The organism is Micromonospora sicca, from assembly GCF_003172935.1.
Lineage (GTDB): Bacteria > Actinomycetota > Actinomycetes > Mycobacteriales > Micromonosporaceae > Micromonospora > Micromonospora sicca.
In genome coordinates this window covers 1-18114 of the sequence record NZ_QGKS01000054.1, presented here as the reverse complement: position 1 = coordinate 18114, position 18114 = coordinate 1, and the positions used below count along the sequence as shown (strand labels likewise).

Sequence of the window (18114 nt, the reverse complement as noted above, 5' to 3'; positions counted from 1 at the left end):
GTCGTACACGACGGTGGGCCGCGGTGGCAGCTCGCCGGCGCGGAACTTCGGGCCCGGCACCGCGACCAGGTCGGGCTCGGCGAGCCCGGCGACGCCGAGGGTGTCCAGCGCACCGCCGGCCTCCGGCCCGACCAGCGAGAGCAGCGCGTAATCGGCGGTGGCGTCGCGCGGGTCCACCTTGCTGAAGAAGCGCATCCGCTCCAGGTATGACAGCAGGCCCTCGGTGGCGCCCGGCTCGGTGTCCAGCCAGGTGGTCTCGCCGTCCTCGGCGACCATGGCGTGCTGCTCGACGTGGCCGTGCGGGGAGAGCACCAGCAGCTCGGTGCCCTGGCCGGCGCTCAGCGTGGCCAGGTGCTGGCTCGTCAGGGTGTGCAGCCACCCGATCCGCTCCGCGCCGGGCACCGCGACGACGCCCCGGTGTGACCGGTCGACCAGGCCGACGGCGGTGGCCAGAGTGCGCTGCTCGCGCATCGGGTCGCCGTAGTGGGCGGCAACGCCCCGCACACCGGCCGCCCGGTGGGCGGGCTCCGGCTGGTCCCGGGTCTCCTCGTCGATCGCCTCGGCGGCCACCGCTCCCGCGATGTCGATCATTTCTGTTCCCCGTCCTCGCAGTGGCCGCAGACGCCGAAGAGCGCCACGTGCCCGATGTCGACCTGGAATCCCCGCTGGGCGGCCAACTGGTCGGCGAGCGGGCGGAGCAGCTCCGGATCGATCTCGTCGATCGCGCCGCACTCCCGGCAGACCAGGTGGACGTGCTGGTGCTCGCCGGCCGCGTGATAGGTCGGCGAGCCGTGCGAAAGGTGGGTGTGGGTCACCAGACCGAGCCGTTCCAGCAGCTCGAGTGTGCGGTAGATGGTGGTGATGTTGACCCCGGCGGCGACCTCCCGGACCGCCGTGTGCACCTGCTCCGGCGTGGCGTGCCCCAGCTCCAGCACCGCCTGGAGCACCAGCTGCCGCTGCGCCGTCAGCCGCAGCCCGCGGGAGCGGAGCAGTTCCGCGAGGGAGGATTCGGACACCGTCCGATCATAGTTCGGCCGCCGCGCCCGACCGGCCGCCGATGTCGTACGCCACTAGGCTCGGCGGTCGTGGTGGCATCGCGGGTGGCCGTGCTCGGGCGGGGCGTCGTACCGGCCGGGGAGCCGGTGCTGCGCGGCGACGACCGGGGCGCGCTGCACGGCGACGGGCTCTTCGAGACGATGCACCTGCGCGACGGACGGCCCTGGCTGCTCGACGCCCACCTGGCCCGGCTGCGGGCCGGCGCGGCGGCCGTCGACCTGTCGCTGCCGCCCGAGGGCGTCCTGGTCGAGCTGCTGGACGCGGTACGCGCGGGCTGGCCGGCCGAGGTGGAGGGGGCGCTGCGGCTGGTCTGCACCCGGGGCCCGGAGGGCGGCGGGCCGCCGACCGTCTGGGCCACCCTCGGCGAGATCCCGGCGGCGGCGAAGCGGGCCCGGCGGGACGGGGTGACCGTGGTCACCCTCCCCCTCGGGGTGCCGGCCGCGGCCCGTACCGCGCTGGGCTGGCTGCCGGCCGGGATCAAGTCCACCTCGTACGGGGTGAGCACCGCGGCCCGCCGCTGGGCGGCCCGCAACGGGGTGGACGACGTGCTGTGGCTCTCCAGCGACGGGTACGTGCTGGAGGGGCCGAGCGCGAACGTGATCTGGCTGGCCGGCTCGACGCTGTGCACCGTGCCGGCCGCGGCCACCGGCATCCTGCCCGGCGTCACCGCCCGCTGGCTCCTCGACCACGCCGGCGAGCTGGGCCTCACCCCCGGGGAACGGATGGTCACCGTCCCGGAGCTGCGGCGGGCCGGCGGGGTCTGGCTCACCTCGTCCCTGCGCGGCCTCGCCGAGGTGACCGCGCTGGACGGCACGCCCGTGCCCCGCTCCGAGCGGACCGCCGCGCTCCGGAACCTGCTGGCCTTCCCCGTCCCGTGACGGCTCGGGTCAGCCGGCCACCCGGACGAGGCGGGCGGACAGGTGCGGGCTGAGGGCGTGGCCCATGGCGGCCATCTCCTGGGCGTAGAGCAGCGCGCCCTCGACGATGCCGAACAGGCGGGCGCCGGCGGTGACCTCCTTGGCCGTCGCCGTGCGGACCACCGCGTCGGTGGCGAACTCGATCTGGGTGCCCTTGCGCTTGCCGATGTGCAGCTCCATCACGCCGGTCGGCGTGGTCATCAGGGCTTCCAGCTCGTCGGTGACCCGCTCGCCGTCCAGCACCGGACGCCACCAGCCGACCTCACGGCCGGCCGGGCGCACCGGGCGGCTCTGCTCGTCGAGGATCCACGCCCGCGACTCGTAGAACAGGAACGGCCGGCCGTCATGGCTGATCCGGATCTCCTGCGCGAAGTCGAAGTCCTCGATGGTGGGGAAACCGCCGCGCCCGCGCCCGCGCCACACCCCGATGTACGGCAGCAGGCCGTCCAGGCTCGGGTGCAGCTTGGGGCCGACGCGCAGGTCGTGGCTCTCCTCGTACGGGTACGGGTCGACCGGCGGCGCGTTCAGCCACGGCGGCTGCAGCGGGTTCTCACTCACTGAACCGTCTCCGTTCGTGACTGCGGGGCTCGCAAACCCGGCTCACTCCTCGCGCTCACCAGTTACCTCTCGACATGCGTACGGCAAGGTAGACCAGGCCACCGGCGAGCGCGCCCAGGCCGGCGACCAGCAGGCTGACGAACCCGATCTCGGTGACCATCCCGGCCATCCTATGCTGGCCCCATGGCCCGCACTCTCGTCGTCAAGGCCACCGCCGGCGCGGACGCCCCGGAGCGGTGCGCGCAGGCATTCACGGTCGCCGCCACGGCGGCAGCCGCCGGGGTCGACGTGTCGCTCTGGCTGACCGGCGAGTCCACCTGGTTCGCGCTGCCCGGGAAGGCACAGGAGTTCGAGTTGCCGCACTCCGCGCCGCTGGCCGAGCTGCTGCACGTGATCCTGGCCACCGGGAAGGTGACGGCCTGCACCCAGTGCGCGGCCCGCCGGGACATCGGTCCCGGCGACGTCATCCCCGGCGTGCGCATCGCCGGGGCGGCGGTCTTCGTCGAGGAGGCGATGGCCGAGGGCGCCCAGGCCCTCGTCTACTGACGCCGGCCGGCCAGCTCCGCCTGGCATGTCCTTTTCGGGTGGAGTACCGATAGTGACCCGACATGTCGGGTCACTGCCTACGATTCGGATGTGGGCGAGGCGATCGAACAGTTCTTCGCGTCACTGCCGGCGCGCGCCCCGGCGGTGCTGCGCAGTCCGATTGCCGGAACCCTTCAAATCGACCTGACCACCGGCAACCGCACCGACCACTGGCTGATCGAGCTGGCCCCCGGCTCCGTCCGGGTCAGGCACGAGCATGGACCGGCCGACGCCGTCTGGACCAGCAGCGCCGGCCTCTTCGAGCGGCTGGTCACCGGGCGCGCCCAGGGCATCGCCTCGGTGCTGCGCAACGAGTGCACGTTCAGCGGCCAGGTGCTGCTCTTCCTCGCCTTCCGGCGCTTCTTCCCCGACCCGCCCGGCACCCGCGACCCCCGACAGACCGCCCGCGAGCAGGCCGGACGGCCGGCATGACGGAGCGGGTCAGCATCCTCGACGGCAACACCTTCCTGGTCTGCGACCGGCAGGGGGACATTGAGCCGTCCTTCGACTTTCCCACCGGGCTCTTCTCCTTCGACACCCGGTTCCTCTCCACCTGGCTGCTCACCCTCGACGGGCAGCGGCTGCACGCCCTGTCCATCGACGACGCCCAGTCGTACCGGACCCGGTTCTTCCTGGTGCCGGGCGAGCCGACGCACTACCTCGACGCCAAGGTCTCGGTGATCCGCAGCCGCTCGATCGGCGGGAGCTTCGCCGAGGAGCTGACCGTGCTCAACCACTCGGAGCGGGAGGTCGAGTTCGCCCTCCGGCTCGACATGGGCGCCGACTTCGCCGACCTCTTCGAGATCAAGCACGAGCGGCAGAAGAAGGGGCGCACCAGCCCGACGGTCGGCGACAACGAGCTCCGGCTCAGCTACCGCCGGGAGGGGTTCCACCGGGAGGTGGTGATCAGCACCTCCGCCCGCGGCGAGATCGACGACCGGGGCATGACCTTCCGGATCCGGGTCGGCCGGCACGGCGAGTGGACCACCCGGCTGCACGTCGCCACCAACATCTACGGCGCCCGCGGCGAGGACGTCCGGGCGACCCTGCCGCTCGGCGGTCGCCGCGGGGCCGCGGACATCCACGCCGAGCAGAACGACCTGATCGACCGGGCGCCGAAGCTCGGCTGCGACTGCCAGTCGCTCGCGGGGGCGTACCGGCGCAGCCTGAACGACCTCGCCGCGCTCCGGTACGAGTCGATCACGCTCGGCGTACGCCTGCTCGCCGCCGGCCTGCCCTGGTTCATGACCCTCTTCGGCCGGGACAGCCTGTTCACCTCGTTGCAGTTGCTGCCGTTCCTGCCGGCACTGGTCCCGCCCACCCTGCTGATGCTGGCCGGGCTCCAGGGCAGCCGGTTGGACGACTTCCGGGACGAGGAACCGGGCAAGATCCTGCACGAGCTCCGGTACGGCGAAACGGCCGGTTTCGAGGAGCAGCCGCACTCCCCCTACTACGGCTCGGCCGACTCCAGCCCGCTCTTCGTCATCCTGCTCGACGAGTACGAGCGGTGGACCGGGGACGCCGGCCTGGTCCGTAAACTCGAGTCCCAGGCCCGGGCGGCACTGAACTGGATCGACACCTACGGCGACCTGCTCGGCACGGGGTACGTCTGGTACATGACCCGCAACCCGGAGACCGGCCTGCAGAACCAGTGCTGGAAGGACTCCTGGGACTCGGTCTCCTACCGCGACGGCCGGCTGCCCGCGTTCCCCCGCGCCACCTGCGAGCTCCAGGGGTACGCCTACGACGCGAAGCTGCGCGGCGCCCGGATGGCCCGGAGGATCTGGAACGACCCGGCGTACGCCGACCGGTTGGAGCGGGAGGCCGCGGAGCTGAAGAAGCGGTTCAACCGAGACTTCTGGATCCCGGAGCGCGGGTACTACGCGCTCGCCCTGGACCCGGAGGGGCGGCACATCGACGCCCTCTCCTCCAACATCGGACACCTGCTGTGGAGCGGGATCGTCGACGAGTCCCGGGCCGTGTCGGTCGCCGAGCACCTGCTCGGGCCCCGGCTCTTCTCCGGATGGGGGGTGCGGACCCTCGCCGACGACCAGGGGCGGTACAACCCGGTCGGCTACCACGTCGGCACGGTCTGGCCGTTCGACAACTCGATCATCGCCTGGGGGCTGTGGAAGTACGGCTTCCGCGAGGAGGCCGGCCGGATCTGCGAGTCGGTAGTGAGCGCGTCCCGGTTCTTCGACGGCCGGCTGCCGGAGGCGTTCGCCGGCTACGAGCGGGACCTCACCGACTATCCGGTGCAGTACCCGACCGCGTGCAGTCCGCAAGCCTGGTCGGCCGGGACCCCGCTGCTGCTGCTCCGGGTGATGCTGGGCCTCGAACCGCAGGGCGAACACCTGATCATCGACCCCGCCGTCCCCGAGGGGATGGGCCGGGTGGAGTTGCTCGACATCCCCGGTCGCTGGGGCCGCGTGGACGCCCTGGGTCGCAGCCGTAGCCCGCACGACGACACCCGGGGCCACTGACGCGGAGGGGCCGCGGTCAGCGGCGGCAGATCGCGGCGACGGTCAGCCGGACCCGCCCGTCGACGCGTTCGGCCACCACGGTGCGGCTCGACCGGTAGGCGTACAGCTCGGTGGTGGCGCGGACCTGCAGGGTGCCGTCGCTGAACCGCGACAGCGCGCCAGGCAGCGTCGGCCGGTCGGGCCGGTCCGGCGCCGAGACGGCCGTGGCCGTCCGGGCCGTCGCGCCGTCCGGGCAGGGCGCGGCGGAGACCTCCACCGGGCCCGCAGCGCCGCCGAAACCACCCAGCAGCTCAGTGACCATGGCCGCCTCCGACCCGCCGTCGGCGGTGGGGGCGCGGTAGCCGGCGCCCACCGGTCGGCAGCCGGTCTCGGCGGTGAGCCGGACCCGGCCCGACCCGGTGGAGCGACCCTCCACGGCGACGAACTCACCGGCGTCGGCGCGCAGCACCGGCCCCTCGCCGGTCACCCGGACCCCGGCCCGCCAGTCCGCCGGCAGCCGGTCGGCCACCCGCTGGAGCAGCCCGCGCGCGTCGTCGTCGGCGAGGAGCACCTCCACCCCGCGGGTCAGCGCGGCGCCGTCCGCGAACGGGGTGACCCGGCAGCCCCGCCGGAGCACGTCCGGCACGAGCCAGGCCGCGCCGCCGTCGCCCGCCGCCGCCAGCAGCTCACCCACCGCCCGGTCGACCACCGGCCCGGCCTCGGCCAGGCTGCGCTGCTCGCGCACGGTCGGCGGGTCGTCGCGGACGGAGATCCAGGTCAGCACGGCAAGCAGCACCGCCCACGCCACGGTCGCGGCCAACAGCCGGCGCAGCCGCCGCCGGCCGGGGGCCGGCTGGTCGGGACCGGTCGGCGGGGCGTACCCGGCCTGGACAGCACCACTCACCGGGCCATGGTGTCACGCGGCGGCCCGCCCCGGGCGCCGGCCCGTGCGCAGGTACGACCACCCCGGTCACGGGACCGGGCCCCGGCGGGACGGCCGACGGGGCCGGTCACCCCGGGCCGGGGCGACCGGCCCCGTGGGCCGATCAGAGCGTGGGTCAGGCGGCGACCGTGACGGTCACCTCGTTGATCCCGCGGGTGGCGGTGACGGCGGTGTCGCCGTTGCCGTGCCGGGAGAGCGCCCGCAGGGTCCAGCTGCCCGGCGCCGCGAAGAACCGGAACTGGCCGGCCGGGGAGGTGACCACCTCGGCGGTGAACTCACCGGTGGAGTCGAGCAGCCGGACGTACGCGCCCGGCACGACCTCGCCGGACTCGGCCAGCACCTGGCCGGTGATGACGGTTTCCTTCTCCAGGTCCAGGCTGGCCGGCAGCGGCGCGGCCTGGTCGGGAGCCGCGCAACCGGCGGCGGTGGGAGCGGTCATGGAAATCAGGCCTCCCCGGGCTCGTCGCCGAGCGCGATCGGCACGCCGATCAGCGAACCGTACTCGGTCCAGGAGCCGTCGTAGTTCTTCACGTTCCGGTGCCCGAGCAGCTCCTGGAGCACGAACCAGGAGTGCGAGGAGCGCTCGCCGATCCGGCAGTACGCGATCGTCTCCTTGCTGTCGTCCAGGCCGGCGGCGGCGTAGATCCTGCGCAGCTCGTCGTCGGACTTGAAGGTGCCGTCCTCGTTGGCCGCCTTGGACCACGGCACGCTGATCGCGGTGGGCACGTGGCCCGCCCGCTGCGCCTGCTCCTGCGGCAGGTGGGCGGGGGCGAGCAGCCGGCCGGCGTACTCGTCGGGGCTGCGCACGTCGACCAGGTTCTTGGTGCCGATGGCATCGACCACCTCGTCCCGGAAGGCGCGGATCGAGAGGTCGGGCTCCTGCGCGACGTACTGCGTCGCCGGGCGCTCGACCTTGTCGGTGACCAGCGGGCGGGCGTCCAGCTCCCACTTCTTGCGGCCGCCGTCGAGCAGCTTCACGTCGCGGTGCCCGTAGAGCTTGAAGTACCAGTACGCGTACGCGGCGAACCAGTTGTTGTTGCCGCCGTACAGGATCACGGCGTCGTCGTTGGCGATGCCGCGCTCGGAGAGCAGCGTCTCGAACTGGGCCTTGTCGAGGAAGTCCCGGCGGACCGGGTCCTGGAGGTCGGTGCGCCAGTCGAGCTTGATCGCGCCGGCGATGTGGCCGGTGTCGTAGGCCGAGGTGTCCTCGTCGACCTCGACGAAGACGACGCCCGGGGCGTCGATGTTCTTCTCGGCCCACTCGGCCGAGACGAGTGCGGTGTCGCGACTCATCAGATCACTCCCTGGTGAGGATGGATGGTGAGCCAGCGCGCGGAGGTCGAAGTCGATGATTGTCGCACCACGCGCGGGACCCAGAGCTAGGAACGGGATCACGGGTTCGTGCGACGGCGCCGCTGCCGGGCGATCAGGGGAGCACCGGAGGGTACGCGGACCCTGCGTGCCGGTGGCCGCTAGGCGGCCGAGGACAGCCCCGCCGTCAGATGACGGGGCGACACAGGCAGGTGGCCACGCGGCACAGGTCGACCGCGCGCCGTTTGGTGAGGAGTGTCCCCATGAGCAGGCAGCCTACCAGCCGCCCCTCGGCGCGCCACCGGACCGACCAGCATCCGGGACGCCGCTCCCGGCCGGTGGTGGGCGCGGCGTGGCCGGTCAGCCGGCCGAATTGATGGGTACGTCCCGCGCGTCGGCGGTCACCGTCAACCCCTCCGGCTTCGGCTCGACCGCGCGGACGTTGAGCTGGAACGGCAGCTCGGGCAGGGGTACGTCGACCGAGATGCCCTTGGCGTAGTTGGCCAGCAGCGTCCGGGCCAGCGGCACGTTGGGCAGCCCCTCGGCGTTCAGGTTGTTGAAGCGCAGCGCCACCTTGTTGTCCTTGACGGTCACGTCGGCGGTGCCGACGACGGTGAGCTTGACGCCGAGGATGTCGACCGGAGCGGTGACGGCCAGCTTGCCGCCCTGCTCCCCGAGGGTCAGCCCGGGCCGGTCGAGCAGCTTGGCCAGGCTGTCGTAGGTGATGGTGCCGCGACCGTCCACGCGCTCGGCAACCACCTCGCCCTGACCGGAACGGATGGTGTCCAGCGAGGCCCGCACGTCGCGGGCGTCCACGTCGAGTCGCGGCACGCTGACCGTGTCGCCCCGCACCGGACCCTGCACGTCGGTCAGCACGATCGAGATGTGCTCGTACTTCCCGGCCAGCAACTGGGTCAGGAACGGGAAGCCGCCGACCTGGACCTGCGGCGCGGCGGACTGCGCGTCCTGCTTGGCGACCTCCTGCTTCACCTGGTCGGCGATGGCCCGCTCGGCCACGCCGGCCGCCACCCGGTCGGCGACCACCAGCAGCCCGGCCAGGACCAGTAGCAGGACGACGAACCCGATCAGCACCTTGCGCCCGCGCCGCCGGGGCCGTTCCTCGTACGCCGCCTCGGCCTGTGACACGCCGCCTCCTGTGTTCGCTGTCGGTCGCCGCGGTGCGGCGCACCGGTAGTACCCGATGGCTGGATCGCTCAATCGCCGGCTCAGAGGAAGAGCACGCACATGGCGTACGCGGCGGGCGCGGCCAGCGCGAAACCGCCGAGCGGGCCCTGCATGTGCCGGGCCACCCACATGGTCGGCGCCTCGCCGGCCATCAGCCGGCCCGCCTCCGCGTACCCGACGGCGAGGTCGGCCAGCACCGCGGTGGCCGCGGTGACCAGGCCGATCAGGGCGGCGCTGGTCGGGGTGAAGCCGACCAGGTAGCTGCCGAGCACCGCGCTGACCAGGGTGCCGACCATCGCGCCGACGACCACGCCGGCCGCACCGCGGGGCACCTGGGGGGCGAGCCGCGGCCAGGGCGCCACCGCGTCGGTCAGCCGGGCCACGGTGAGCGCGGCGCCGGTCGCGGTCAGGCAGACGGTGATGGCCTGGGTGCCGGCCGGGATCCGGCTCAGCACGATCAGGGTCCCGAACGCGACCACGCCGACCACGATGAGCAGCGTGCCGCCGAGCGAGTCGGTCACCCGGACCCGGTCGACCCGGCGGACGAGCTGACCGAGCACGCCGAGGACGAGGCCGCCGACCGCCGCGTACCCGAGGGGGGCCAGGCCGGCGATCTCCGACTGCACGGCGGCGGCGTCGGCCGCGGCGGCGACACCGGCGCTGACCAGGGCGACCAGCAGCAGCGCGGGCGGCCGCATGGCCATCGTCCAGGCCAGCACGAAGAGCAGTTGGACGCCGAAGATGATGAACGCGAACGGCAGCCGGTGCCCGGGCCCGGCGGTCTGCGCGCCGAGCACCAGGCCCACGCCGAGCAGCGCGGCGAACCCGGCGACGGTGAGCGCGAGCGGTCGGCGTACCGCGACCGGCTCCACCTCCTCCTCGGCGGTGTCGTCGGCGGGCTCGTCGTCGGGCCGCCGGGCCGGGCCGCCCTTGCGGAGCCGGCGGGGACCACTCCGCTCCCGCCGCTCCCCGCCGTCATCGGCGGCCGGGCCGGTACGCGGGCCCGGCGGGTAGCCACGGGAGGGGTCGGCCGGCGCCGGACGGGCGCCGCCGGCCCAGGGGTCGCGGCCGGTCTCGGGCGAGGTGGAGGGAAACACGCCCCGATCGTGCCAGACCGGGCCGCCCCGGCGGAGGTCACGGTTTCGGCAACGTTAAAACCTGCGCCGCGATCAGGGGCAGATCAGACAAAGCGGAAAGGGCACGGAGGTGAAGCCGGGGCGATCGGTTACGCTCAAGCCGTTACCCGCCCGTCAGCGACGCCGGGACCCACGCAAGTTCTCAGCGCCACCCCGGTCGGGCGTGCCGCTGTTCGCGCGCGGTCGAAGGGCCGCCGGGACGGAGGTGATCGTGTGGAGCTCCTGCTGCTGGTGACCGCGCGCGCAGGTGAGCCATCGGCGGTGCTGCCGGCACTCGACCTGCTGCCGCACTCGGTCCGCACCGCGCCCCGCGACGTCCGCACGCTGGTCAGCGGGCCCAGCCCGGACGCGGTCCTGGTGGACGCCCGCGCCGAGCTGAGCGAGGCCCGGGCCACCTGCCGGATGCTGCACGCCACCGGGCTCGGCGTGCCGCTGGTCGCGGTGGTCACCGAGGCCGGCCTGATCGCGCTCAACGCCGACTGGGGCGTGGACGACGTCATCCTGGCCGGGGCCGGCCCGGCCGAGGTGGAGGCCCGGCTGCGGCTCGCGGTGGGCCGGATCAGCAACGCGACGGCGGGGGCCGGCGGCTCGATCCGGGCCGGCGAGCTGACCATCGACCCCGACACCTACGCGGCGAAGCTCAAGGGCCGCCCGCTCGACCTCACCTACAAGGAGTTCGAGCTGCTGAAGTTCCTGGCCCAGCACCCGGGCCGGGTGTTCACCCGGGACCAGCTGCTGCGCGAGGTCTGGGGCTACGACTACTTCGGCGGCACCCGTACGGTCGACGTGCACGTCCGGCGGTTGCGCGCCAAGCTCGGCTCGGAGTACGAGTCGATGATCGGGACCGTCCGCCAGGTCGGCTACAAGTTCGTCGTCCCGCCGTCCCGTTCGTTGCCCGAGTCGGAGCCCGCCCCGCTGTCGGTCTGACCGGCTGTTCGACCAATACACCCCCTTAGGGGCCCATTTTAAGTTCGCCCATTTTGCCCGACCTGCCCAGTTTTAGGCTGACTGCCGGGTCGACAAAAAGGGGGCGACGGTGGGCGTGATCATCACGGGGGCGACGACAGGACCGGGCCCCGATCCGAACGGTCGGGGCTTCTGATGCCGGGGTCGACGCTGCGGGCCACCGGCGTCGTGACGCTGGTGGCGGCCGCGCTGCTCGGCTCGGCGTACGCGCTGGGCCGCAGCCTCCTCCCCGACCAGCCGGGACACGGCACCGGCGTGACGGCGAGCGTCAACAGCCCGCGCTACGGCGACCAGCCGCCGAGCCCGGCCGACTCCCCGGAGGCCCCCTCGGCGAGCCCCACTCGGGAGGACCGCCGGCACTCCGCCGACGGCGGCGAGGGGCCCTTCGGCAGCCTGGTCTCCACCGGCTCCTCCCGGGTGGCGCTCACCTTCGACGACGGGCCGGACCCGCTGTACACCCCCGAGGTGCTCGCGCTCCTGCGGGAGTACAACGTCAAGGCCACCTTCTGCGTGGTGGGCGAGAACGTGGAGAGCCACCCGGACCTGGTCCAGCAGATCGTGGCCGAGGGCCACACCCTCTGCAACCACTCGTGGAACCACGACATCGACCTGGGCACGCGCCCGCCCGACGAGATCCGGGCCGACCTGCTCCGCACCAACGAGGCGATCCGGGCCGCGGTGCCCGGCGCGCCGATCGCGTACTACCGGCAGCCCGGCGGAGCCTGGACCTACCGGGTGGCGTCGGTCTGCGGGGAGCTGGGCATGGCGCCGCTGCACTGGGCGGTCGACCCGGCCGACTGGACCGTGCCCGGCGCCGCGAAGATCACCGCCACGGTGCTGACCCAGACCGCGCCCGGCGCGATCGTGTTGATGCACGACGCCGGCGGGGACCGTGCCGGCACCGTGGCGGCGCTGCGGTACCTCCTGCCCGAGCTGATGAGCCGGTTCCAACTGGAGGCGCTGCCCACCGGCACCACGTGACGGGAGTCGCGCTGCCGGTCCCCGCGTCCGGCGCGAGCGGCCGGGCGCGGGCCGCTACGGTGACGGGATGAGCAGCACCGCGCCGACCGCCGACCGTGTCGCCCGCGCCGACCGGCTGGCGCCGGTCGAGGTGGCCGAGGTGCTGGCGCTGGCCCGCACGGCCGGGGACGCCGACGGCGCGGACCCGCTCGACGAGCACGTGCTGCTCCGGCTGCGGGACCCGGAGGCGCCCGCGGTGCACCTCACCGCCCGGGCCGCCGACGGGACGCTCACCGGCTACGCCCACCTGGACACCACCGACGCCGGCGGCATCGGGGTGGAGCTGGTGGTGCACCCCACGTACCGGCGGCGCGGCACCGGCCGGGCGCTGGCCCGGGGTGTGCTGGCCGCGGCGTCCGGTCCACTGCGCGCGTGGGCGCACGGCGACCATCCGTCCGCCGCCGCGCTCGCGGTCGACCTGGGCTTCACCCGCGCCCGGGTGCTCTGGCAGCTCCGCCGGCCGCTCACCGCCGCACTGCCGGAGGTACGCCTGCCCGACGGGGTGGAGCTGCGCGCCTTCCAGCCGGGCGTGGACGACGAGGCCTGGCTGACGCTCAACAACCTGGCCTTCGCCGCGCACCCGGAGCAGGGCCGCTGGACCCCGGCCGACCTGCGGTTACGCCTCGCCGAGCCGTGGTTCGACCCGGCCGGCTTCCTGCTCGCCGTGCAGTCCGCCACCGGCCGGCTGCTCGGCTTCCACTGGACCAAGGTGCACGAGCGTCCCGGGTCTGCCCGGACCGGGGAGGTCTACGTGCTCGGGGTCGACCCGTCCGCGCACGGCGGCGGCCTCGGCAAGGCGCTGACCACCGCCGGGCTCGCGTACCTGCGGGACCGGCGGGGCCTGGACCGGGTGATGCTCTACGTCGACGAGTCGAACGCGGGGGCGATGGCGCTCTACGAGCGGCTCGGCTTCGCCCGCTGGTCCGGCCACGTCAACTACCAGCTCGGCTGACTCCCCGCCCCGGCCCTCCGGGCGACCGTCGCGTCCGGAAGATCGGTCACGGTGGTGTCACGGGGTGGGCTCGGCCCGGTAACGGCTGTCCTGATAAATAGCATTAATAGCGATAGTGGGCCGCGAGTTCACTTAACGGACAACCCCCACTCAGCGCACGGTCACCCCGTCGGACGGACCTGTTCATCTTCCGTTCACTTCCGACCGGCGAACCGTCCACCTGGCACTTCTAACTTTCAGGTCAGCCGGTCAGCGCCGGCCCCCGGCCTCGTCCGGGCGACTGACCAAAGACGTGAAGGGAAACCCCTCAGGTGAAGCTCCAGCGGCACGGCGCCATTGCCTGCCTCGCTCTCACTGCGGTGCTCGGTCTCAGCGCTTGCGGGTCGGACAACAACGAGCCGACCGGCACCTCCGCCTCCGGCTCCGCGGCCGCGGTCGACTGCGGCAAGGGCACGCTGAACGCGCAGGGCTCCTCCGCGCAGAAGAACGCGATGGCCGAGTGGATCAAGGCGTACCAGCAGAAGTGCGCCGGCACCACGATCAACTACGAGCCCACCGGCTCCGGCGCGGGCATCCAGGCCTTCATCGCCGGCACCGCCGACTTCGCCGGCTCCGACTCGGCCCTCAAGCCGGAGGAGCAGCCGCAGGCCGACGCCAAGTGCGCGGGCGGCCAGGCGCTCAATCTGCCGATGGTGATCGGCCCGGTGGCCGTCGTCTACAACGTCAGCGGCGTGGACAACCTCCAGCTCAAGCCGGGCACCCTGGCGAAGATCTTCGCCGGCACGGTGACCAAGTGGGACGACGCGGCCATCAAGGCCGACAACCCGGACGCCAAGCTGCCGGCCACCGCGATCCAGGCGGTGCACCGCTCCGACGAGTCGGGCACCACCGACAACTTCACCAAGTACCTCGCCAAGACCGCCGAGGCGGACTGGACCTTCGGCAACGCCAAGGCGTGGAAGGCCCCGGGTGGCGTGGGCGCCGCCAAGTCCGACGGTGTCGCCAGCAAGGTCAAGGGCACCGACGGCACCATCAGCTACGTCGAGTGGTCGTACGCCGAGAACGGCGGCCTGAAGAAGGCCAAGGTGCAGAACGGCGCCGGCGAGTGGGCCGAGCTCACCGCCGAGTCGGCCGGCAAGACCATCGCCGGGGCCAAGTTCGAGGGCCAGGGCGACGACCTGAAGATGTCGATCGACTACAACACCAAGGAGGCCGGGGCCTACCCGATCGTCCTGGCGACCTACGAGATCGTCTGCAGCAAGGGCCTGGCCGCCGACAAGCTGCCGCTGGTCAAGGGCCTGCTGAGCCACGCCGCCAGCGCCGAGGGTCAGGCCGACCTGGTCGAGCTGGGCTACGCCCCGCTGCCGGATTCGGTCCGCACCAAGGTCGAGGCCGCGGTCAAGAACCTCTCCTGACCTCCTCCGAGCAACACCACCTCCTCAATTCGAAGCGAGCGAGCAGATGGGTGAAACCCCTCACCGCTCGGCACACGCCGGCACCGGCGGGACCCGCGTGACCTCCGGTCACGAGTGGCCCGCCGGTGCCTCGGCGCGTGTGGCCGAGACCTCAGGCAACCCTCGTACCCCGATCGGGAACGGACTGGGCGGCGGCGGTGGCCTGCCCAAGGCCCGGGCCTTCGGCGCGGAACGGGCCTTCCGCGGCCTCACCCTCGCCGCCGGCGCCGCCGTGCTGGTCATCATCGCGGCGATCGCGGTCTTCCTGATCGCCAAGGCCGTGCCGGCTCTGCGGGCGAACACCGAGGACTTCTGGACCTTCGAGGGCTGGTTCCCGAACGACAACCCGCCCAAGTTCGGCATCGGCGCGCTCGCCTTCGGCACCGTGCTCACCGCGCTGCTGGCGCTGCTCGTCGCGGTGCCGGTCGCGCTGGGCATCGCCCTCTACCTCACGCACTACGCCCCGCGCCGGATCGGCACCGGCCTCGGCTTCGTGATCGACCTGCTGGCCGCCGTGCCCAGCGTGGTCTTCGGCCTGTGGGGCCGGGACTACCTCGTCGGACCGATCACGGACCTGTCGACCTGGCTGAACAAGTACTTCAGCTGGATCCCGATCTTCGGCGACGGCCCGTACGGGAGCTCGATCCTGCTCGGCTCCCTGGTGCTGGCGATCATGGTGCTGCCGATCATCACCTCGCTCTCCCGCGAGGTGTTCCTGCAGACCCCGACCGCGAACGAGGAGGCCGCCCTCGCGCTGGGCGCCACCCGCTGGGAGATGCTGCGCACCGCCGTGCTGCCGTACGGGCGCCCGGGCATCATCGCCGCGGTGATGCTCGGCCTGGGTCGCGCGCTCGGCGAGACCATCGCGCTGGCGCTGACCCTCGGCTCCACCTACGCCATCTCGTTCAACGTCCTGCAAAGCGGCGGCAACACCATCGCCGCGAACATCGCGAACCGGTTCGCCGAGGCGAACGACACCGGTCGGGGCGCGCTGATCGCCTCCGGCCTGGTGCTCTTCGCGATCACGCTGATCGTCAACATCACCGCCCGGGCGATCATCTACCGCCGCCGCGAGTTCACGGAGTCGGCCGCATGACAACGACTGTCACCACCCACCGCCCGCGGCCGCCGGCGCAGCCGGCCACGCTGCGGGCCAAGCGGCTGCCGAGGTACGCCGCGCCCGCCATCGCCGTCGCGGCCCTGCTGGTCGCCGCCGGGGTCGTCTACGGCCTCGGCATCGGCGGCCCCGTCCTGGTGGTGGTCCTCGGCGCGCTGTGCTACCTGGCCGGGCTCTTCACCGCCGCGAACGCGGTCGAGGGGCGGCGGGCGGCCCGCAACCGCACCTGGAGCGCGCTGATCCACTCGGCCTTCGTGCTGGCGGTGCTGCCGCTGGCCTCGGTGGTCTGGACCCTGGTCAGCAAGGGCGTCGAACGGCTCGACGGGAACTTCTTCGGCACCTCGATGAACAACATCGGGGCCCGGGACGCGAACGGCGGCGCCTACCACGCCATCATCGGCACACTGGAGCAGGTCGGCATCGCGACTCTGATCACCGTCCCGCTCGGGGTGCTCTGCGCGATCTACATCGTCGAGTACGGCCGGGGCAGGTTCGCCTTCGCCATCCGGTTCTTCGTCGACGTGATGACCGGCATCCCGTCCATCGTCACCGGCCTCTTCGTGCTGGCGTTCTGGGTGCTGATCGTCTCACCGTGGTTCAACGACGGGCGGCCGGGATTCTCCGGCTTCGCCGCGGCGCTGGCCCTGAGCGTGCTGATGCTCCCGACCGTGGTGCGCTCCACCGAGGAGATGCTCCGCCTCGTCCCGGCGCCGCTGCGGGAGGGCGCGTACGCCCTCGGCGTGCCGAAGTGGAAGACCATCCTGCGGGTTGTTCTGCCGACGGCGCTGCCGGGCATCGTCACCGGCATCATGCTCGCCATCGCGCGGGCCGCCGGTGAGACCGCCCCGGTACTGCTCGTCGCCGGCGGCGGCGCGGCGATCAACTTCAACCCGTTCGAGAACAACCAGTCGTCGCTGGCTCTCTTCGTCTACCAGCAGGCCGGCGAGGCCTCGAAGTACTCGCCGGCGCGGGCGTGGACCGCGGCGCTGACCCTGGTCGCCCTCGTACTCGTCCTGACCATCGCGGCGAAGTTGCTGGCCCGTCGCAACCGGCTCGGCCGATGAACCCCGGAGGTACCGCCATCATGGCCAAGCGCATCGAAGCCACCAACGTCACCGCGTACTACGGCGCCTTCAAGGCGATCGAGAACATCAACCTGACCGTCGAACCGAAGACGGTCACCGCCCTGATCGGCCCGTCCGGCTGCGGCAAGTCCACCTTCCTGCGGTCCATCAACCGGATGCACGAGGTGCTCCCCGGCGCCCGGGTCGAGGGCAGCCTGACGATCGACGACCAGGACATCTACGACCGGGACGTGGACGTCACCGCGGTCCGCCGGATGATCGGCATGGTCTTCCAGCGGCCGAACCCGTTCCCCACCATGAGCATCTTCGAGAACGTGGTGGCCGGCCTGCGGCTCAACGGCATCCGCAGGAAGTCGATCCTGGAGGAGGCGGCCGAGAAGGCGCTCCGCTCGGCGAACCTCTGGGACGAGGTCAAGGACCGGCTCGGCAAGCCGGGCGCCGGCCTGTCCGGCGGTCAGCAGCAGCGGCTCTGCATCGCCCGCACCATCGCCGTCGAGCCCCAGGTGGTGCTGATGGACGAGCCCTGCTCGGCGCTGGACCCGATCTCGACGCTGGCCATCGAGGACCTGATGTTCCAGCTCAAGGACAAGTTCACCATCGTCATCGTCACGCACAACATGCAGCAGGCCGCCCGGGTGTCGGACCGGACCGCCTTCTTCTCCATCGAGAAGACCGGCGACCCGGGCCGGCTGATCGAGTACGACAACACCCAGAAGATCTTCAGCAACCCGAGCGTGAAGAAGACCGAGGACTACATCACCGGCCGCTTCGGCTGAGCCGCTGGTTCCCGGTCCGCGAGGGGCGTCGGTCGAGTCGACCGACGCCCCTCGGCGTCTTCACCGCAACGCCGCGAAGAACCGGCGGATGTCGGCCACCAGCAGGTCCGGCGCGTCGTGGGCGGCGAAGTGGCTGCCCCGGTCGTACGTGTTCCAGGAGACGATGTTCTTGTGGTCCCGCTCGGCCAGGGTGCGGATCGACTGGAAGTCCCAGGCGAAGTTGGCCAGGCCGAGCGGCACCGTGGTGGGCTCCAGCGGCCCGGTGCCGCGACCGCCCGCCTTCTGCAGCGGCGAGACGGCCGCCGCGTCCTCGTAGACCGCCTGGAGACGATGGCGGTCTGGCTCGGCCTCCTCGACACCGACTTCAACGTCCAGCACCCACCGGAACTGGCCGACCTGCTGCGTACCCTCGCCACCCGCTACCTCCGCGCGGCGGGCTGACCGCCCGCCCCGCCGATCTTGCAGTCAGGGCCCGCCGGGTTGCCCGGAAAGCCGGTTTTGCCCGGGCGAAAGTGCAAGATCGCGGAGGGCGGTGCGGGTCAGGCCAGGACGAAGCGGGGTTCGCCGTCGTCGGGGAGGTCGAGGCGGGGG

21 protein-coding genes and 1 pseudogene are annotated in these 18114 nt (G+C 72.7%); 11 read left to right on the top strand and 11 right to left on the bottom strand.

The genetic code is table 11. The features are described from left to right. Nucleotides 1–591 (bottom strand): annotated as a pseudogene (locus tag DKT69_RS00970) (CAF17-like 4Fe-4S cluster assembly/insertion protein YgfZ); the annotation flags it as partial. Then, nucleotides 588–1016, bottom strand: a complete 429-nt coding sequence (locus tag DKT69_RS00965; RefSeq protein WP_109799722.1) for a Fur family transcriptional regulator — start codon at nt 1014–1016, stop codon at nt 588–590. The gene DKT69_RS00965 and the pseudogene DKT69_RS00970, both read right to left, overlap by 4 nt. A gap of 69 nt (nt 1017–1085) precedes the next feature. On the opposite strand from DKT69_RS00965, the gene DKT69_RS00960 reads away from it, so the two are divergent. Next, a complete protein-coding gene (locus DKT69_RS00960; RefSeq protein WP_109799721.1) occupies nt 1086–1934 on the top strand; it encodes an aminotransferase class IV in 849 nt (282 codons plus the stop codon). 9 nt (nt 1935–1943) lie between these two features. Here DKT69_RS00960 and DKT69_RS00955 read toward each other — a convergent pair whose 3' ends face one another. Both DKT69_RS00955 and mtfM read right to left on the bottom strand, forming a co-directional pair. Beyond that, nucleotides 1944–2531 carry a heme-binding beta-barrel domain-containing protein gene (locus DKT69_RS00955; protein ID WP_109799720.1) on the bottom strand — a complete coding sequence of 196 codons (588 nt, stop codon included), beginning with the start codon at nt 2529–2531 and terminating at the stop codon, nt 1944–1946. A gap of 55 nt (nt 2532–2586) precedes the next feature. Further along, on the bottom strand, nt 2587–2691 hold the full coding sequence (mtfM, locus tag DKT69_RS40820) for a small membrane protein MtfM (protein ID WP_281180942.1): 105 nt from the start codon (nt 2689–2691) through the stop codon (nt 2587–2589). 23 nt (nt 2692–2714) lie between these two features. Between mtfM and DKT69_RS00950 the strand changes: the two genes are divergently transcribed. From DKT69_RS00950 to DKT69_RS00940, 3 genes are all read left to right on the top strand, one after another. After that, the gene (locus tag DKT69_RS00950) at nt 2715–3077 is read left to right on the top strand and encodes a DsrE family protein (RefSeq protein WP_109799719.1); all 363 of its coding nucleotides are present in this window, start codon (nt 2715–2717) and stop codon (nt 3075–3077) included. 90 nt (nt 3078–3167) lie between these two features. Further along, on the top strand, nt 3168–3548 hold the full coding sequence (locus DKT69_RS00945) for an SCP2 sterol-binding domain-containing protein (RefSeq protein ID WP_109799718.1): 381 nt from the start codon (nt 3168–3170) through the stop codon (nt 3546–3548). Continuing rightward, nucleotides 3545–5599 carry an amylo-alpha-1,6-glucosidase gene (locus DKT69_RS00940; RefSeq protein WP_109799717.1) on the top strand — a complete coding sequence of 685 codons (2055 nt, stop codon included), beginning with the start codon at nt 3545–3547 and terminating at the stop codon, nt 5597–5599. The genes DKT69_RS00945 and DKT69_RS00940 overlap by 4 nt, the downstream gene beginning before the upstream one ends. Nucleotides 5600–5615: 16 nt before the next feature. On the opposite strand, the gene DKT69_RS00935 is transcribed toward DKT69_RS00940, so the two are convergent. The 6 genes from DKT69_RS00935 to DKT69_RS00915 form a co-directional block, all read right to left on the bottom strand. Beyond that, nucleotides 5616–6482: a hypothetical protein gene (locus DKT69_RS00935; RefSeq protein WP_109799716.1), complete on the bottom strand. Its 867-nt coding sequence runs from the start codon at nt 6480–6482 to the stop codon at nt 5616–5618. Nucleotides 6483–6636: 154 nt separating this feature from the next. Continuing rightward, on the bottom strand, nt 6637–6960 hold the full coding sequence (locus DKT69_RS00930) for a DUF1416 domain-containing protein (RefSeq protein ID WP_109799715.1): 324 nt from the start codon (nt 6958–6960) through the stop codon (nt 6637–6639). A 5-nt stretch (nt 6961–6965) separates the two neighbouring features. Beyond that, nucleotides 6966–7814 carry a sulfurtransferase gene (locus DKT69_RS00925; protein WP_109799714.1) on the bottom strand — a complete coding sequence of 283 codons (849 nt, stop codon included), beginning with the start codon at nt 7812–7814 and terminating at the stop codon, nt 6966–6968. Between the two features lie 205 nt (nt 7815–8019). Then, on the bottom strand, nt 8020–8097 hold the full coding sequence (locus DKT69_RS40925) for an Ms5788A family Cys-rich leader peptide (protein ID WP_311202345.1): 78 nt from the start codon (nt 8095–8097) through the stop codon (nt 8020–8022). 95 nt (nt 8098–8192) lie between these two features. Continuing rightward, nucleotides 8193–8978, bottom strand: a complete 786-nt coding sequence (locus DKT69_RS00920; RefSeq protein WP_109799713.1) for an LmeA family phospholipid-binding protein — start codon at nt 8976–8978, stop codon at nt 8193–8195. Between the two features lie 80 nt (nt 8979–9058). Then, nucleotides 9059–10114, bottom strand: coding sequence for a hypothetical protein (locus tag DKT69_RS00915; protein ID WP_109799712.1), 1056 nt, complete (start codon nt 10112–10114; stop codon nt 9059–9061). Between the two features lie 252 nt (nt 10115–10366). Between DKT69_RS00915 and DKT69_RS00910 the strand changes: the two genes are divergently transcribed. From DKT69_RS00910 to pstB, 7 genes are all read left to right on the top strand, one after another. Beyond that, nucleotides 10367–11080, top strand: a complete 714-nt coding sequence (locus DKT69_RS00910) for a winged helix-turn-helix transcriptional regulator (protein WP_109799711.1) — start codon at nt 10367–10369, stop codon at nt 11078–11080. A 174-nt stretch (nt 11081–11254) separates the two neighbouring features. Beyond that, nucleotides 11255–12100: a polysaccharide deacetylase family protein gene (locus DKT69_RS00905; RefSeq protein WP_109799710.1), complete on the top strand. Its 846-nt coding sequence runs from the start codon at nt 11255–11257 to the stop codon at nt 12098–12100. Nucleotides 12101–12167: 67 nt separating this feature from the next. Further along, the gene (gene mshD, locus DKT69_RS00900) at nt 12168–13091 is read left to right on the top strand and encodes a mycothiol synthase (RefSeq protein ID WP_109799709.1); all 924 of its coding nucleotides are present in this window, start codon (nt 12168–12170) and stop codon (nt 13089–13091) included. Between the two features lie 311 nt (nt 13092–13402). Beyond that, complete coding sequence (pstS, locus tag DKT69_RS00895; RefSeq protein ID WP_109799708.1) at nt 13403–14506, top strand: phosphate ABC transporter substrate-binding protein PstS; 1104 nt, start codon at nt 13403–13405, stop codon at nt 14504–14506. 46 nt (nt 14507–14552) lie between these two features. Continuing rightward, nucleotides 14553–15641, top strand: coding sequence for a phosphate ABC transporter permease subunit PstC (gene pstC / locus DKT69_RS00890; RefSeq protein WP_109799707.1), 1089 nt, complete (start codon nt 14553–14555; stop codon nt 15639–15641). Then, entirely contained in the window at nt 15638–16726 is a 1089-nt protein-coding gene (gene pstA, locus DKT69_RS00885) for a phosphate ABC transporter permease PstA (RefSeq protein ID WP_109799706.1), read from the top strand. The genes pstC and pstA overlap by 4 nt, the downstream gene beginning before the upstream one ends. 20 nt (nt 16727–16746) lie before the next feature. Continuing rightward, on the top strand, nt 16747–17523 hold the full coding sequence (gene pstB, locus DKT69_RS00880; protein WP_109799705.1) for a phosphate ABC transporter ATP-binding protein PstB: 777 nt from the start codon (nt 16747–16749) through the stop codon (nt 17521–17523). A 60-nt stretch (nt 17524–17583) separates the two neighbouring features. Here pstB and DKT69_RS00875 read toward each other — a convergent pair whose 3' ends face one another. Next, nucleotides 17584–17901: a hypothetical protein gene (locus DKT69_RS00875; RefSeq protein ID WP_236647236.1), complete on the bottom strand. Its 318-nt coding sequence runs from the start codon at nt 17899–17901 to the stop codon at nt 17584–17586. Between the last annotated feature and the right edge of the window lie 213 nt (nt 17902–18114).

Bases quoted from the DNA above. Each gene is read 5' to 3' on its own strand.
- DKT69_RS00940 (WP_109799717.1), top strand. From the start codon at position 3,545: ATGACGGAGCGGGTCAGCATCCTCGACGGCAACACCTTCCTGGTCTGC.
- pstB (WP_109799705.1), top strand. From the start codon at position 16,747: ATGGCCAAGCGCATCGAAGCCACCAACGTCACCGCGTACTACGGCGCC.
- DKT69_RS40925 (WP_311202345.1), bottom strand. From the start codon at position 8,097: ATGGGGACACTCCTCACCAAACGGCGCGCGGTCGACCTGTGCCGCGTG.
- pstA (WP_109799706.1), top strand. From the start codon at position 15,638: ATGACAACGACTGTCACCACCCACCGCCCGCGGCCGCCGGCGCAGCCG.
- DKT69_RS00950 (WP_109799719.1), top strand. From the start codon at position 2,715: ATGGCCCGCACTCTCGTCGTCAAGGCCACCGCCGGCGCGGACGCCCCG.
- mtfM (WP_281180942.1), bottom strand. From the start codon at position 2,691: ATGGTCACCGAGATCGGGTTCGTCAGCCTGCTGGTCGCCGGCCTGGGC.
- DKT69_RS00925 (WP_109799714.1), bottom strand. From the start codon at position 7,814: ATGAGTCGCGACACCGCACTCGTCTCGGCCGAGTGGGCCGAGAAGAAC.
- DKT69_RS00905 (WP_109799710.1), top strand. From the start codon at position 11,255: ATGCCGGGGTCGACGCTGCGGGCCACCGGCGTCGTGACGCTGGTGGCG.
- DKT69_RS00930 (WP_109799715.1), bottom strand. From the start codon at position 6,960: ATGACCGCTCCCACCGCCGCCGGTTGCGCGGCTCCCGACCAGGCCGCG.
- pstC (WP_109799707.1), top strand. From the start codon at position 14,553: ATGGGTGAAACCCCTCACCGCTCGGCACACGCCGGCACCGGCGGGACC.
- mshD (WP_109799709.1), top strand. From the start codon at position 12,168: ATGAGCAGCACCGCGCCGACCGCCGACCGTGTCGCCCGCGCCGACCGG.